At 66.0% G+C, this 13,695-nt stretch carries 15 protein-coding genes; 3 read left to right on the forward strand and 12 right to left on the reverse strand.

The window, feature by feature from the left end; all coding sequences use genetic code 11:
- Together HGBR_RS01805 and HGBR_RS01810 are read right to left on the reverse strand one after the other, a co-directional pair.
- Positions 1-285 (reverse strand): IS3 family transposase (locus HGBR_RS01805; protein WP_019157624.1); only part of this gene is annotated, 285 nt, incomplete at its 3' end.
- Positions 282-599, reverse strand: a complete 318-nt coding sequence (locus tag HGBR_RS01810; RefSeq protein WP_019157625.1) for a transposase — start codon at positions 597-599, stop codon at positions 282-284. The genes HGBR_RS01810 and HGBR_RS01805, both read right to left, overlap by 4 nt.
- Positions 600-649: 50 nt before the next feature.
- Here HGBR_RS01810 and HGBR_RS20295 point away from each other — a divergent pair, with 50 nt between their 5' ends.
- Positions 650-1,759 carry a hypothetical protein gene (locus HGBR_RS20295; RefSeq protein ID WP_020693881.1) on the forward strand — a complete coding sequence of 370 codons (1,110 nt, stop codon included), beginning with the start codon at positions 650-652 and terminating at the stop codon, positions 1,757-1,759.
- 23 nt (positions 1,760-1,782) lie between these two features.
- Here HGBR_RS20295 and HGBR_RS19240 read toward each other — a convergent pair whose 3' ends face one another.
- The 6 genes from HGBR_RS19240 to HGBR_RS01845 form a co-directional block, all read right to left on the reverse strand.
- Positions 1,783-2,556: a TatD family hydrolase gene (locus HGBR_RS19240; protein ID WP_019157626.1), complete on the reverse strand. Its 774-nt coding sequence runs from the start codon at positions 2,554-2,556 to the stop codon at positions 1,783-1,785.
- On the reverse strand, positions 2,553-3,839 hold the full coding sequence (locus HGBR_RS15990; protein ID WP_019157627.1) for a hypothetical protein: 1,287 nt from the start codon (positions 3,837-3,839) through the stop codon (positions 2,553-2,555). The genes HGBR_RS19240 and HGBR_RS15990 overlap by 4 nt, the downstream gene beginning before the upstream one ends.
- Position 3,840: 1 nt before the next feature.
- Complete coding sequence (locus HGBR_RS01830) at positions 3,841-4,626, reverse strand: hypothetical protein (RefSeq protein WP_073117296.1); 786 nt, start codon at positions 4,624-4,626, stop codon at positions 3,841-3,843.
- Positions 4,626-6,632 carry a KAP family P-loop NTPase fold protein gene (locus HGBR_RS01835; protein WP_019157629.1) on the reverse strand — a complete coding sequence of 669 codons (2,007 nt, stop codon included), beginning with the start codon at positions 6,630-6,632 and terminating at the stop codon, positions 4,626-4,628. Before HGBR_RS01835 ends, HGBR_RS01830 begins: the two co-directional genes overlap by 1 nt.
- Before the next feature lie 182 nt (positions 6,633-6,814).
- Positions 6,815-7,216, reverse strand: coding sequence for a recombinase family protein (locus HGBR_RS01840; protein WP_019157630.1), 402 nt, complete (start codon positions 7,214-7,216; stop codon positions 6,815-6,817).
- A complete protein-coding gene (locus HGBR_RS01845) occupies positions 7,213-7,623 on the reverse strand; it encodes a hypothetical protein (protein ID WP_019157631.1) in 411 nt (136 codons plus the stop codon). The genes HGBR_RS01840 and HGBR_RS01845 overlap by 4 nt, the downstream gene beginning before the upstream one ends.
- A 206-nt stretch (positions 7,624-7,829) precedes the next feature.
- On the opposite strand from HGBR_RS01845, the gene HGBR_RS15995 reads away from it, so the two are divergent.
- Positions 7,830-8,222, forward strand: coding sequence for a hypothetical protein (locus tag HGBR_RS15995; RefSeq protein WP_019157632.1), 393 nt, complete (start codon positions 7,830-7,832; stop codon positions 8,220-8,222).
- Between the two features lie 48 nt (positions 8,223-8,270).
- On the opposite strand, the gene merB is transcribed toward HGBR_RS15995, so the two are convergent.
- Both merB and merA read right to left on the reverse strand, forming a co-directional pair.
- Entirely contained in the window at positions 8,271-8,939 is a 669-nt protein-coding gene (gene merB / locus HGBR_RS01855) for an organomercurial lyase MerB (RefSeq protein ID WP_019157633.1), read from the reverse strand.
- A 47-nt stretch (positions 8,940-8,986) separates the two neighbouring features.
- Positions 8,987-10,411, reverse strand: a complete 1,425-nt coding sequence (gene merA / locus HGBR_RS01860; protein ID WP_019157634.1) for a mercury(II) reductase — start codon at positions 10,409-10,411, stop codon at positions 8,987-8,989.
- Between the two features lie 109 nt (positions 10,412-10,520).
- Between merA and HGBR_RS01865 the strand changes: the two genes are divergently transcribed.
- Complete coding sequence (locus HGBR_RS01865; protein WP_019157635.1) at positions 10,521-10,910, forward strand: heavy metal-responsive transcriptional regulator; 390 nt, start codon at positions 10,521-10,523, stop codon at positions 10,908-10,910.
- 225 nt (positions 10,911-11,135) lie between these two features.
- Here the strand turns inward: HGBR_RS01865 and HGBR_RS01875 are convergent, their stop codons facing one another.
- Together HGBR_RS01875 and HGBR_RS01880 are read right to left on the reverse strand one after the other, a co-directional pair.
- Positions 11,136-12,137, reverse strand: coding sequence for an IS481 family transposase (locus tag HGBR_RS01875; protein WP_051013252.1), 1,002 nt, complete (start codon positions 12,135-12,137; stop codon positions 11,136-11,138).
- Positions 12,134-13,315 carry a Cmx/CmrA family chloramphenicol efflux MFS transporter gene (locus HGBR_RS01880; RefSeq protein ID WP_019157638.1) on the reverse strand — a complete coding sequence of 394 codons (1,182 nt, stop codon included), beginning with the start codon at positions 13,313-13,315 and terminating at the stop codon, positions 12,134-12,136. The genes HGBR_RS01875 and HGBR_RS01880 overlap by 4 nt, the downstream gene beginning before the upstream one ends.
- Positions 13,316-13,695 lie beyond the last annotated feature (380 nt).

Below are 13,695 nucleotides of genomic sequence, written 5' to 3' on the forward strand. Positions count from 1 at the left end.
GGCCATACGCATCAGTCGGGCTGTCTGGTCCCGGCCGATGTCCCATCCGGCTCGGTGCATCGCGTGCCACATCTTCCGCACCCCGTAGACACCGTAGTTCGCGGCGTGGATCCGTTTGACCTCCTCGACGAGGAGACCATCGCGGAGGGTGCGGGATGCGGGCGTCCGGGACTTCGCTGCCCGGTAGCCACGGGAGGTGATGAACCCACGTGCCGTCGCGCCCAGGACGCGACAGATGAACTCGACCCCGAAACGACCCCGGAACGTGTCGATGAACCGGATCATTTCGTCGTGGGACGGTCGAGTTCCGCGGCGAAAAACGCTGACGCGGTCTTAAGGATCTCGTTCGCGCGTTTGAGCTCCTTGACCTCGCGGCGCAACCGCTTGAGTTCCTCGAGGTCCGCACTCGTAGGACCTTCTTCGACACCAGCGTCACGGCGAGCTTGTCTCGACCATCCCCGCAACGTGTGCGGGGAGATCCCGAGCTTCTCGCCAGTCGCAGTGGCAGCGCCCCAGACCGAGGTCTCTTCGACCCTGCGGTGGTCGTCCATCATTCGTAGTGCCCGCTCCTTGAACTGCGGGCTGTACGTGTTGGCCATATTCCAATCCTCCTAGATCAAGCGGATCGGAACGAAACCCAGGACGGTTCATGATCGAACGGCCCCGCGACAAACAGGGTGACCGCGACGAGTACTTCACTTGCTCCGGATGCCGCAGGAAGAACGGCTGCACCCGGTCTGCCATCATCATCGACCGCATCGAAGACCGGATCGAATCCACCTACAACACCAACGGTTTCACGGCCGCCGAGGCCGATCGTGTCCGCGAAGTCCTCGGCACCGTCTTCGATCAGCTCGAAGTCACCACCGACGACGAACGCTCACTCCTCCTCACGCAGAAGGAGAAGCTCGACGCCGAGCGACTCAAACTCGTCCAAGCTCACTACGCCGACGCCATCCCGCTCGACCTCCGCAAATCCGAACAAGACCGCATCCGCACCAACCTCGACGCCATCGAACACCGGCTGGAGAACCTCGCCACCAGCCCCGAGGACGCCCGCGAAGGCCTCGACCAGCTCGCCGACATCCTCACCGACCTCGGCGACGTCTACGCCCGATGCGAACCTGCTGAACGCCGCATCCTCAACCGAGCCCTCTTTGACAAGATCATCCTCGACGACGAAGACCACGTTGACTACGTGCCCACGGATGCCGTCAGCGTGACGATTGCCCAGGCCAGGGCCATACAGCCGCCCGACCTGGGGACGAAAAAGAACTTGCCCCGCCATCAGGCGGGGCAAGTTTCGAATTTCTCATCTCTGGTGGAGGTAGCGCGACAGTGTTCGAACCTTGCCCCGGCGCTGACGCGGGCCGTGTCGTCGCATCACGCGATTCGGCGTCGGGACTCGTTGGTTCGCCAGGAGTCTTTGAAGCAGCTACCGCGCCCGGTGACGCGCTTGACGGAAACCATGCTGCTTGAGGCCGAGCGGAGGTATCGGGGTGGGGAGATCCTGCGGACCATCGCGAAGGATCTGGGGGTGAGTCGTGAACGCCTCTCAAGTCATTTGCGCGAGCGAGGGGTCCGGCTCCGTCGAGAGAAGCCCACTCCTGCGCTGGTGCTTGAGATGTGCCGCCGTTACGAACAGGGTGAGTCGTTGGCGAGAGTTGGCGCGCGCCTTGGATTCAACCCCAGTTCCGTGCGTGTCACGCTCCTCGCTGCGGGTGTGAAGCTTCGGGACACTCATGGGCGAGTGCGGTGAGTCTCGGCGCCCCTGTCGGGGTGTTACTCGATAGCCCCGAGTATTGCTGCGACTCGGGGTGGCAGCAGAGGCTTCGTACCAGTGGTGTTTACAAGCGTGGCGAGGTTGCGCCAGGCATGGGCTCGAATCTGAGCGGTGGTGACTCCGCGCTGCTTGGCGAGAGCTGCTTCGACGTCGCGGACGTTGCCCGGTTGATGCGGGCGGGCTCCGCTGCGGTTCCCATCGGGGTGGTCTGTTTCCAGGAGGAGACGGTCCGTGGGGATGAGGTCGATGGCGTCGCTTCGGCGCAGGGTGGCGGTGTTGATCGAGAAGTAGGCTCCGAGTTCAACTGCGCGCCTTGTGGTGGCTCGGTCGCCGAGCCACCAGTGCAGGATCGCGCCGGTGATCGGAGTGTGTTCGAGATGTTCCACGACTTCGTTGGTTGCCCGGTAGCTGTGGATCGACGTGAGCCGGGGCTTCGCTTGGAGTTGCGTGAGCAGCGCGGTCAACACCTCGTGTTGTTTGGCGAGGCGGGATGGGACTTTTGCGTCGAGTCCAATTTCGCCGACGTAGGGGGTGCGGGCGATGAGACGCTCGAACTCTTCGGGGTCGTAGCCGTCGAGTGCGGTCTTCACTCCTGGGTGAACGCCGACGCCCCAGATCGCGAGCAGGTCGCGGTGCTGGCGATCGAGGGCGAGACGCGACTCGGCGAGGCTGCGGCTTGCCGCGAAGATCACGGCTCGGAGGTTCAGCAGGTCCCGAGGGGTGATCGTCGGGTCGATGTGGGCGTGGAGGTCAACGGCCGGGAAGTTGGTCATGTCAGCGTTTCCAGCTCGCGTGCGCCGCGGACGCAGAGGTCACGGGCGTCGGATGCGGAGTACCCGTCAGGCAGGCGCATCGCTGCGATGTCGCTGACCCGGATTCCGCGGGCCACGAATCCGCGGATGCTGGGAAGGATCGACGCCTTTTCGAGTTGAGATCTCGCGGCCTCGCTGGGAGGGGTGTCGATCACGTAGGTGCTTCGGTCGGTGAGTTCCGCGGCCGCAAACGATGCCCGGCGCACCAGGCACCCGAAGCACGTTCCGCAATGATCGGTCGCTGTCACGCCGAGCCATCGTCGGTTGGTGAACGCGCACGAGTTGGTCGCGCTGAGCAGGTCCGAGGCCGTGCCATCGCCGACCTGGTCCGCCAGCCACCGGAACATCTCGCCCTTCGTCTGCGCCGCGAATGGATTGGACAGGGTCCCCCATGCGCCAGCGGCGGAGACGAGTCTGGACAGTTCGGTGAGGAACCACGGGTGGGTGGTGCGGGTGGAGAGACTGCCGAGCTGGTCAGGGCCCAGGGGTGGGTTCAGTGACGCGAACCCGTTCTCGGGGATCCAGAGCTCCACCTCGTTGACCGAGGCGAGGGCGAGGCCGAGCGCGAGGAACAGGAACGATCGGGTTCGCGTGGTGTTCTCGTTCTTGAACCGGTGTCCTCCGGGTTGTGTCTGGCGTCGGGTGAAGCGGATCTGCGCGTGCTGCTGCGTGCTGCCATTGGGGCAGAGGTCTCGGATGCGTTCGGCGACGTCCTGCTGGATGGGTGAGATCGATGTCGCCCCGACGTGAGAGACAAGCAGATGCGGTTCGGGCTGGGTGCGTGCGAGGAATGCACCGGTGGCGGAGTCGGCGCCGCCGCTCATGAGCACCACCCGCTGCACGTCGGGATACCCGTTGGGCGCGATGTCCTCACGAGGGATGCGTGCTGCACGGAAGGTGAGCGTCCATCGGTCACCCGACAAGAAGTCGAGGAGCTGCTGCAGCTGGTCCGTGATGGCGTTCCAGGGTGCCGTGTCGTGGACGGGGACGCTCAGAGCGATGTGGCGTTGGGTCCAGTTGACGCGGCCGGCCCGGCGCGGAACGGAGCGGTCTGCGGCGTAGACCATCGCAGCTAGGCGGAACAGTTCGATGTTCTCGCGTCGCACCGGGCCGAGCTTGCCCAGCCGGGGTCCCAGGGAGGTGTTGAAGGTGCCGGCCCCAGCGGTGGGCCAGTAGAACGTGCGATCGGCGGACTCGGGAGTGAGCGCCGATGGGACTTGGAAACGAAGGTCGAACTGCGCCATCTCAATCTGCCTCGTGGATGGTTCTGAGATATTCGAGTCCGTCTTCGATCGCGCGCGTGAACTCCTCGGGGCTGGGCCCGCTGGGCGAGAGGTCCGCGTGCGCGGCGAGCTCTTCCGCGGCCTGACGGATCCCGTCCTCGAACGCCGCGCGTTCGGCTCCTGACATGTCCTTAGTGTTCAGGCTGGACGCGGTCTCCACGAGGTATGCCTCGGCCAGGATCAGGGCGACCGCTTCCTCGGCGATCTGCCCGAGTGACACGTCCGTCCCCGTGCTGTCGCTCTCGACGAGCCATTCGGCGAGCCTGCCGACGACCTCCATCTGCTCCGCAGTTTCGATCGTTCCCGCGGGGAGGTCCTCACAGACTTTCTGTGCGATCTGGTGGGCGACGTCGAAGATATTCGGGTTCGCCCGCAGTGCGTCGTAGTCCAGGCCGAGATCGCGGAGAGTCTGCGCGTCGCCGCTGCGGTACGCGTAGGCCGCTGCGGCTCCACGGCCGGCGGAACGCGCGGAGGCTGCCGTCGATCGCGTGAGACTCTCGTCGCCCCGGCGGCCGCCCCCACCCCTTCCCCCTCCGCCGCGGGAGGAACGGAAGAGCGCGGCCGTGGGCAGCATCCTGCCGGCCGGTGAGCTCGGGGAGGGCTTCAGCGGAGAGAGAAGCGAGGGCTGGTTACCTGGGGGCGGCGGGGCCTGGCCGTCAGCCCCAGGGAGGCTGGCCAGCCAGTCGTCGAGTCCGTCGCGCAGGTCACCACCGGCGGCGCTGCCGGAGTAGGAGCCTTTCGTCCCCATCAGCGCTTACCACCTTTCGGTGGCGGCGTGGTGAGCGCCTTCTTGATGTTGCCGTCTGGGAGTTGCGCGGCCAACGCGTTGATGACGTCCTTCATCCCGGGGATCTCGACCCCGGCGAGGATGACGGCGGTACCGGGCTGCAGATCGGAGGCCGGGAGCCGACGGAACGCGTCAAGCGCGGCCGGTTGCACGGCGACATGTGCGGTGGCGAGTCTGACGATCCCGGCGACCGCGCCGCGTTGCTCCTGGACTCGGTCTCGTGCGCGCAGCCCCAGGTGCCGCAGCAGCTGATCGACATCGTCGGTCGTGAGCGCTCGCAGGCTCTCGTCGGTGAGTTGCCGCCTGTCCACCGTGCGGGTCGAGGCCAGCTGCGCGGCCAGATCGCGGAGATGTTGGGGAAGCTCGGCGCTGACCAGGAGGTCGCCGCGGAAGGATGCCGCCAGGTGCAGGTACGGGCTCAGGTCGAGGTCATGAAGATCCGGTGGGAGCTTGGCCCACCGAATCATGTCCTCGGCGAAGTGCGGGGCGACCGCGGCTGCTGACGCTGCTTGGGTCGGCGCGTCTTCCGCTTCGGATGGTCGCGCATCTTCCGCGGTGTCGTCCGGTTCCGCTCCGGTCACGTCCGCAGCGATCTCGGCGGGTTCATCCGGTGCGTGGTCGGCGAGGTCAGTTGGCGGAGCGGGGACGGGAGGTTCTTTCGGCCGGTTGGCTTGCGCTTCCAGCGACTCCAGTCGATCTCGAAGCTCACCGGTTCGCAACCATGACAGCACGGACTGGAACTGATCCGGCAAGAGGACTTCGAGAACCATGAGCTTGGCGACGACGTCGAAGTCGAGCTCGATGCCCCGCCGCGCAGCGATGGATCGACGGATGTTCAGGTCGTTGAGGAATCGCTTGATGCGCCGCGGGTTGCCCCGGAGCTTCTCGTAGAGGATCGTGGTGAGCCGACGCGCGAAAGACAGCTCTCGCTGGACGTCGAGGTCGTCAGGCGCCTGGAGGTCGTCGAGAGCGCCGGCCATGCGGAGCCGGTGGCATTCGGTGATGACCTTTTCCAGTTGCTCATCGGTGAGACGCTGGTCAACGCGATTCTGCAGCTGCAGCAAGAGCACATACGACTCGGTGTCGAAGGCACCCAGAGCCGGCAGTGGGACGGTGGTCTGGACGATCTTGTGCAGATAGAGCTTGGACGGGGGTTCCGCTGGGAGAGCGTCTTCGTCCTCTGGACGTTCCGTGGGCATGCTCGAATCTGGCAGGCGGGTGCGGATCGCATCGGCGACCCGGTCCTCGTCTGCCGCGATGACGAACGCCATGCCCTCAACGCTCAGGAAGAGACGGATCGCTTCCAGGGTCTCCACGACGGTATCCACCAGGCACCGGTCGAGGTCGTCGACCAGCACCGCCACCCGGCGTACGTGAGCCATCTCCTCGGCCCCCAACAGCTCAGCGAACTCGGCCTTGAAACCGGCCAGGCCCCGCGGCTGGTCGCCGGCGCCAGTCCCCTCGGACGCCGGTTCGCGAATGAGATCCAGCACGTCGCTGACACCTGGGATCTGCAGGGTGAGCGACGACTTGGCGGCGAGCTTGACCGCCTTGGCCCAGTCGACCCGATCAGAGAGCCTCTTCAGGAGCTTCTTGATCTTCTCGCCCTTGGACTCCTCGACGTCCTTGAGGCGTTCGGTGAGTTCGGCCGCGATGGCGTCGAGGACCTCACCGATCAGGCTTTCCTTCGCGCCCACGGCAGGGTCGTAACGCCAGGGGTCGGTGCGGACGGTGATGATCTTGGCGTTCTCGGGGTCGCTGCGGGAGTCAAGATCGGCCTTGATGAGTTCAAGGACGGTGGTCTTGCCGCTGCCCCACGGGCCGGACAGTCCGATCGCCAGCGGATCGAGCGCGTCATCGAGCACGGCGTCGGAGACTGTTTCCGCGATGGCCCGCGCCGCGAGGAAGTCCACTTTCGACGGCTCATCGGACCAGAGGCGACCGCGAAGGTCCTCGATCGTGGACATCACGCCTCCTCACGTTCAGCTGCGAAGGCGGTTCTGTGAGACCCGCCGCGAGCTCGCCCGCCGTCGGGGCGGTGCGCGAAGCGCGCACAAGCATCCGACGGCCCAAGTTTTCCGTTCAGGATCTCATGTTTGCCCTCGCATTCGGGGCCGACACGCAGGGAGCCCTCGGCGGCTGTAGCGGGTCAGTCCGTGGAGTCGTTGCCGCCGGAGGGGAACGGCCGCCGGGCCTGGGCGTCGAGGTGTGCCTGCTTGACGGCGATCAGGTTCTCCTCGACGGAGCTCGTCGTGCGGTCGTTGGTGACGTGGATGTCGAGTCCGGCGTCGTGGAGTTGCTGGACGACGGCGACGTGATCGGCGTACTTGGAGCCGAGCCGACCGAGATCGGTGACGATGAGCCCGGTCACGTCCTCCCGCGCGACGGCATCGAGCATGTGATGCAGGCCGTGGCGGCTGTGCCCGACGTCGGTGAAGACCTGGGTGACGGTCAGGCCGTGCTCGTCGGCGTAGCGGCGGCAGTCGGCTTCTTGCTGGTCCAGCCAGGTTGGGTTCTCTGCCGCGCTGTACCGGTAGGTGACGGCCTTCATGATGCACCTCCGGCCATGACCAGAACCTCATCCGGCGTAACACCGGGCAGCTCGGCTTCGCGGCGGGCAGTGCGGCGCTGGACGTGCTCTCGGTAGCGGACGCGGGCGAGGGCGATGAGGCTCATCGGGCCGAGCCAGAGCATCTTGAGCGCGTTCCATGCGCACAGCAGGACGACCAGGTGGAGCCAGCCGGGGCCGCCCTGCTCGATGTGGTCGGTCAGGATCTTGACGGCTGCGATGTAGGGGGCGGCGAGCAGCATCGCGGGGACGCCCCATTTGAGTCCGCGGCGGGTGTAGACGGCATCGCGGATGCGGTTCGTCGGGAAGAGCCGGCGGGCCGGTTCCAGGTTCTGGGCGGTGTTCTCGCTCTGGCGCCAGCGGCGTCGGACGCGGTCGCTGAGGAACATCGGTGGGCCTCCATTCAACACGGTTCGAATGATCGAGAAGCGGCGTGTTGGTGGTGGCCCCGAAGGGGCGATCCCGAAGGACCCTACAGATGGAATGCCTGCGCTTCACTTCATAGTTTACGCCGGGGCCGGGCGAAGGGGAAGGTCTCGTCGCGGTGCCGGGTGCACCTGCGCTGGTAATGCCTGGTGAGTGGAAGGACCCGGTCATGGTTGCTCTGGCTGACTACACCTCCGATGAGCGGACGGCCCGCGTGATGCTCTCGATGATGATCGAGCCCGCCGACCGCGCCGTCGGCCGCCTGCTGCGCCGCGAAGGCGCCGTCGAGACCCTCCGGCTCCTCGACGCGGGCGGATCGATGCCCGGCGTCCGGGCTGAGGAAGGAGCGCTCCTGCACCACACCGCGCAGCAGTTCGCTTCCCGGGGCGGCCTCGGCGATGATCTGGCGGGGCTGCTGGACGGGTCGTATGCGCCGCTGATCCCTGGCGATGCGCATTGGCCGGTCTCGGTGGACGCGCTGGGCGATCGTGCCCCGTATGTGCTGTGGGCGCGAGGTGCGACCTCGTTCCTCGCGACCCGGCGCGATGCGCGGTATTGGTAGCGCGCGTTATTGAGCCTCGCGCTATTGAGCCTCGATTTCGTATGCCGTTCAGCAGCAGGTCTCGGGTCCGCAGCAGTTGCTGGACGGCTCGACGCTGCGAGCGGGCTGGGGCCGCTCGTCGAGAATCCCGGTGATCACGGTGCGACCGAGCTCGAAGGCGTCGCTGACGGGGAGGGTCTGCGCGCCGGGGTGTTCGGTGAGCCAGCTGGCAGCGTCCTGCGGGGAGGTGAAGTAGTGGACCTGGTTGCAGAACGAGGAGCGGATCGATGGCGTGTCTGCGGCATTCACGAGGGACATCACCGCGGTCGCCGGTTCGACACTGGTGACGCCGACGGTCGGGTCGACGCTCACCCGGATCGTGTCGCCGCTGGTTGGGGAGATCGACTCGATGCGGGCGGGGCGGTCCAGGAGGGCGGGGAAGATCAGGGTGTCGAACGCGCACCAGGTGTAGAGCTCTTCACCGGAGACGGTGAACCGGTGCCTGGTGGGGCGCAAGGTGAGGCCCTGGCCGATGATCCGGCCCTGGCCGTCGTACTCGGTGTCCGGCGTAGCGGCCAGGCGGGCTCGGACCTCGTCGACGGGGAGCTTTACGGCGCCCGCGAGGTCGTCGATGGTGACCGGGTCACCGTCGACGAGTAGTCGCAGCAACGGGACCAGCAGGGCTTCTTCATCGAATCGGGCGAGCCGGTCGGACAGATCGGTCGTGAGGTCAGTCATGGGCATTTTCTCCGGTTTCGTGGGTGATGAAGCGGGTTGGTCCGTGCTCAGGCGCAGCAGGACAGCATCGAGACGTCGGTGGTGAAGGCTTTCGCGACGATGCGGATGCCCTCGGCCATGGTCAGGTACGGGGCCCACGCGTCGGCGACCTCCGTGATGGTCTTACCGAGGATATGGACGCCCGCGGCGGCGAGCTCGCCGGCGTCCCGGGCGACGGCGGTGAGGCCGAGAATCTCACCGGTGTCGGCGTTGGCGACCATCTTGATGAACCCGCGGGTGTCTCGGTTCACGACCGCCCGCGGCACGTACTCCAGGGGAAGGACGCGGCAGTCGCAGCGGATCCCGGCCGCGAGGACTTCCTTCTCGGTCATCCCGACCGAGCCGATCGCGGGACTGGTGAACGTGACACGCGGCATCCGCGTGTAGTCGACGGACTCGTGTGCATCGGCGAAGGCGTTCTCGGCGACCATCGTGCCGTGCCGGGCGGCGACGTAGACGAACTCGGGATGCCCGGTCGCATCCCCGGCCGCCCACACGCGAGGATTCGAGGACTGCAGGTCGCCGGTGACTAGGACCTGCCCGGCGTCGCCGGTATTCACTCCCACTACATCCAGGTTGAGACCCTGCGTGACCGGGCGGCGTCCGAGCGCGACGAGGATCTCGTCGGCACGGAACTCCTGCTTACTGCCCAAGACTTCGGCCGTGACGACGATCTGACCGGTCGCCACGTCCCGGGCCACGCGTGTGGGAACAGCGCGGCGGACCACCCGGATGCCCTCGTCGGCGAAGACCTCCTGCAACGCTTTGGAGACCTCTGGCTCCTCCTTCGACGCCAGCCGGGACCGCACCAGGAGGGTCACCTTCGCGCCGAGCCGGGCGAACAACTGGGCCATCTCCAGTGCCACATAGCCACCGCCGAGCACCAGCAGCGAGTCCGGGACCTTGTCCAACTCCATCGCCGATGTCGAGGTCAGGAAGTCGACCCCGTCCAGCCCTTCGATCGGTGGGGCCCAGGGGCGCGCGCCCGTGGCGATCAGGTAATGCGCCGCCTCGACCGTTTCGACCCTGCCGTCCGCGGCCGTGACTTCCAGCACCGGTGCATCCGGGGGGCCGGCAAAGGCCGCATCACCCTGATGGTTCTGCCAGCCGTAGGCATCGGCCACGTCGACGTACTTCTCGCTCCGCATCGCCTCCACCAGATCCTGCTTCCCGGCGATCAGCGCCGGCATGTCCACCAGGGCCGCGGTGGCGGCGATCCCCGGGAACCGGGAACCGGCGTCGGCGGCCACATGGCGTGCCTCAGCGGCCGCGAGCAGCGCCTTGGACGGTACGCATCCGGTGTTCACACACGTGCCACCGAACGTGCCACGCTCGATCATCACCACCGACTTACCCAGCATCGTGGCGCGGATCGCGGCGGCGAACGCCCCGCCACCCGACCCGACAATCGCGAGATCAAACGTCGACTGCATCCGATTCCTCCCTGGAGTACTGAAAATCCTGCTGATACAGTCATCATGAACCTTCCAGCATGGGGGAAGGTCAAGAGGTGCGTGCAACATGCGCAGAGGAGCGAGGAACATGCGGATCGGAGAACTCGCCGACGCGGCCGGCACGACCACGAAAACGCTGCGGTTCTACGAAGACCAAGGGCTCCTACCGTCCGCCGAGCGGACACCCGCAGGCTACCGCGACTACACGGCCGATGCCCTCACTCGGATCGGCTTCATCCACCGCGGGCAAGCCGCAGGCCTCACACTCGCCCAAATCCGGCAGATCCTCGACATCCGCGACCACGGTCAAGCACCCTGCGGTCACGTCCGGGACCTGCTCGATACGAGGCTCGCCGATATCGACCAGCAGATCGCGCAGCTCAACGACCTGCGCAACACCCTCGCCGGGCTCCGCGACCACGCCGAACACGTCGAACCCGACACATGTAGTTCTGTCGACGTATGCCGATACCTATAGCCGAAGCCGACCGTCCAAGGACTCCGCTGACAGGGCATAGGGTCATGGTTCAGAGAGTCGGCAAAGGCATGCCGACTCGTTCGATGACTGCGGTGGCGTAGGCGTTGTTGTTCGCGCCGATCGCGTTGGACCAGGCGATTGCGGAGGAGATGTCCAACCCCGTCAGGCGACTGAGAACGACTGGTGGGAGTTCCTGCGCGAGGGCGATCAACGCGCTGGTGCGTGCTAGTTGTATGAGGCCAGCACGTTGTTGACGTGCGTCGGCGTCGCCAGTGCGGGTGGTTGTCCGTCGTGTGCGCCGTGGGGTCGGTGGTAGTTGTAGTGCTGGTTCCAGACATCGAGTGCTGCGGCGCGTTCGTGTTCTGAGCGCCAGGTGCGTGCGTAGAGGAACTCCTCGGCGAGGATGCGGTTGTAGCGTTCGATCTTTCCGTTGTGTCGCGGCGTGTAGGGCGTGATGCGCTGGTGTCGGCTCTCGCCCATGGCAGCAGCGAATGCGCTGGCCCGGTAGCAGGCGCCATTGTCGGTCACGATGCGCTCAATGTGGGTGATGCCGTGCGCGGCGAACCATGCTCTCGCGCGATCGAGGAACGCAACTGCGGTCACTGCTTTCTCATCGGACAGTGCTTCCGTGTAGGCGAGTCGGGAGTATCCGTCGATCGCAGAGTGGAGAAACACGTATCCAGTCTTGGCACCTCTCTTCTTCGTCCGCGCGACCTTCTTTGCTTCGATGCTGCCCTTGCCGTGCACGCGCCAGCCGCCGCCGTCCGGGATGCGTCCTGTCTTCTTCACGTCGATGTGCATCATGTGTCCGGGGCGCTCAGCGACGATCTTCTGCGGTTCTCGGTTCGTTGCACCGGTCGGGTCGATGATCTTCCGGCGATTCAGCCCGAGGTGTGCGAGTAGGCGCGTGACCGTGCGGCGGCTGACGGAAATGCCACGCTGATCCAGCTCGAACGCGATACGTGAGGCTGACCACTTGTGATGGCGTCGCATGGCTTCGATCATCACCACGACTTCGTTCCGCGTTGCCGTTGGCTGACGGATTGGGGTAGACGCACGATCATGCAAGCCGACCTCACCGAATCGGCGGTATCGTCCGACCCATTTGGATGCGGTGGCTCGGGAGATGCCCATCTCGGCGGCGACATGCGCGAGGGGTCGAGTCCGACAGCGTTCGATAAGTCGGCGACGACCCTCGACCGTCAATGGCGAGTTCGCATGCGTCACTTGACCACTTCTCTCTCGGCGGGTGCGACCAGTCGAAGAACGGGAATGGCGAGCAGCAATGCGGCTGCGGTTACGATGACGGCCACCCACACCGGCCCGAGCGCGCCGGGCATTACACCGAGTGCGGCAGCGGCGAGGACTGGACCTGCTGCTGCACCGACGTTGAGTGCCGCGGTCGCATACGAACCCGCCATGGTGGGCGCACTCGCCGCCGCATAGAGCACTCGCGTGATCAGCGTGCTCCCGACAGCGAACCCCAACACCCCCTGAGCGAATACGAGCCCGAGCAGGGCAACGGGGTTCGTCGCGAAGAGCGCCAACGCGACCCACCCGAGCACAAGAACGCTTCCACCGCCCACGATGACGATTCCGGGTCGGGCATCCGACAGGCGTCCCGCAACGGTGACTCCGATGAAGGAGCCGACGCCGAAGAGCACAAGCGCTACCGACACCCACCACTGGCTCATGCCGGCGGTATCCGTAACAATCGGCGCAAGGAAGGTCAGCGTCGCGAAGGTTCCGGCGTTCACCAGGGCAGCCAGCAGCATCGTCAGAAGGAGGCGCGGGGAGGCAAGCTGGGCTAGCTCCACCCGCAGCGAGGTCGAGAACGACTCCTCCCTTGGCGAGTCGTCAGCTTGAGCGGTGAAGCCCGCGGCGATGCCGATCGCAGCGGGGACGCAGAGAAGAGCGATCGCCCAGAACGTCGACTGCCAGCCGAGTGCCGTACCAAGCAGAGTACCCGCGGGCACGCCGGCGACGGTTGCGACGGTGGTGCCCGCCAGCAGAATCGCCACGGCCCGACCTTTGGCGTCGGGTGCCACGAGTTTCGTCGCCGCACCCAGCGCGACCGCCAAGAAGCCTGCGTTGACGACCGCCGCGATCACACGCGTGATGAACAGAACAGTGAAGTCCGGTGTGAGTGCCCCGACGACATGGGACAGCGCGAACACGATCACACAACCCAAGAGTGTCGCTTTCACGGGGAGGCGACGAGTGAGCGCGGCCATCGCAGGTGCGCCGATCACCATCCCTGCCGCGAACGCCGATGTCAGGAGACCAGCTGTCCCCACGGAAACGGCGAAGTATGCGGAGATGTCCGGCACGAGGCCGGCGAGCATGAATTCGGAAGTACCCATGGCGAAGACCACCAGGGCAAGAAGATAGAGAGCAAAAGGCATCGAGATAGCTCCGAAGCGAGAGTACGAACAAGAGAACGTCTCGTCACCACGGTCAGCGCCCAAAGGACACCCGAATGTCGTGCTGCGCGCAGCACTGAACGGCAGAGAGCTAGGGGCTCAGCGGAGGTGAGGGGCTGACGGCGTGACCGAAAGCCCCTGAGTGTCCGATTCAGGGCTCGACATACGCCTCATCGTAGCCGTCTGCGTCGCCACCCCCAAAGAACGTCAACAACCTCATGGCCAGCAACACTCGTCACCGGCCACCACGACCTCGCCACCCTCACCAGCGACCGACGACGCCAGGCCCCGGCACGAACCACGGGCCTGAGCACCGCGCGCGATCTCGATGCCGTCGATCAGAACCGGCCCGGCCGCTCCCT

The sequence above is a fragment of the Brevibacterium senegalense genome (assembly GCF_000285835.1).
GTDB classification, from domain to species: Bacteria; Actinomycetota; Actinomycetes; order Actinomycetales; family Brevibacteriaceae; genus Brevibacterium; species Brevibacterium senegalense.

What these genes read in the sequence shown, in the direction of transcription:
- HGBR_RS01880 (WP_019157638.1), bottom strand. Translation starts at nt 13,315, where the DNA reads ATGCCTTTTGCTCTCTATCTTCTTGCCCTGGTGGTCTTCGCCATGGGT.
- HGBR_RS01810 (WP_019157625.1), bottom strand. Translation starts at nt 599, where the DNA reads ATGGCCAACACGTACAGCCCGCAGTTCAAGGAGCGGGCACTACGAATG.
- HGBR_RS01830 (WP_073117296.1), bottom strand. Translation starts at nt 4,626, where the DNA reads ATGGGGACGAAAGGCTCCTACTCCGGCAGCGCCGCCGGTGGTGACCTG.
- merB (WP_019157633.1), bottom strand. Translation starts at nt 8,939, where the DNA reads ATGACTGACCTCACGACCGATCTGTCCGACCGGCTCGCCCGATTCGAT.
- HGBR_RS20295 (WP_020693881.1), top strand. Translation starts at nt 650, where the DNA reads ATGATCGAACGGCCCCGCGACAAACAGGGTGACCGCGACGAGTACTTC.
- HGBR_RS01840 (WP_019157630.1), bottom strand. Translation starts at nt 7,216, where the DNA reads ATGAAGGCCGTCACCTACCGGTACAGCGCGGCAGAGAACCCAACCTGG.
- HGBR_RS15995 (WP_019157632.1), top strand. Translation starts at nt 7,830, where the DNA reads ATGGTTGCTCTGGCTGACTACACCTCCGATGAGCGGACGGCCCGCGTG.
- HGBR_RS01835 (WP_019157629.1), bottom strand. Translation starts at nt 6,632, where the DNA reads ATGTCCACGATCGAGGACCTTCGCGGTCGCCTCTGGTCCGATGAGCCG.
- HGBR_RS01845 (WP_019157631.1), bottom strand. Translation starts at nt 7,623, where the DNA reads ATGTTCCTCAGCGACCGCGTCCGACGCCGCTGGCGCCAGAGCGAGAAC.
- HGBR_RS01865 (WP_019157635.1), top strand. Translation starts at nt 10,521, where the DNA reads ATGCGGATCGGAGAACTCGCCGACGCGGCCGGCACGACCACGAAAACG.
- HGBR_RS19240 (WP_019157626.1), bottom strand. Translation starts at nt 2,556, where the DNA reads ATGACCAACTTCCCGGCCGTTGACCTCCACGCCCACATCGACCCGACG.
- merA (WP_019157634.1), bottom strand. Translation starts at nt 10,411, where the DNA reads ATGCAGTCGACGTTTGATCTCGCGATTGTCGGGTCGGGTGGCGGGGCG.
- HGBR_RS15990 (WP_019157627.1), bottom strand. Translation starts at nt 3,839, where the DNA reads ATGGCGCAGTTCGACCTTCGTTTCCAAGTCCCATCGGCGCTCACTCCC.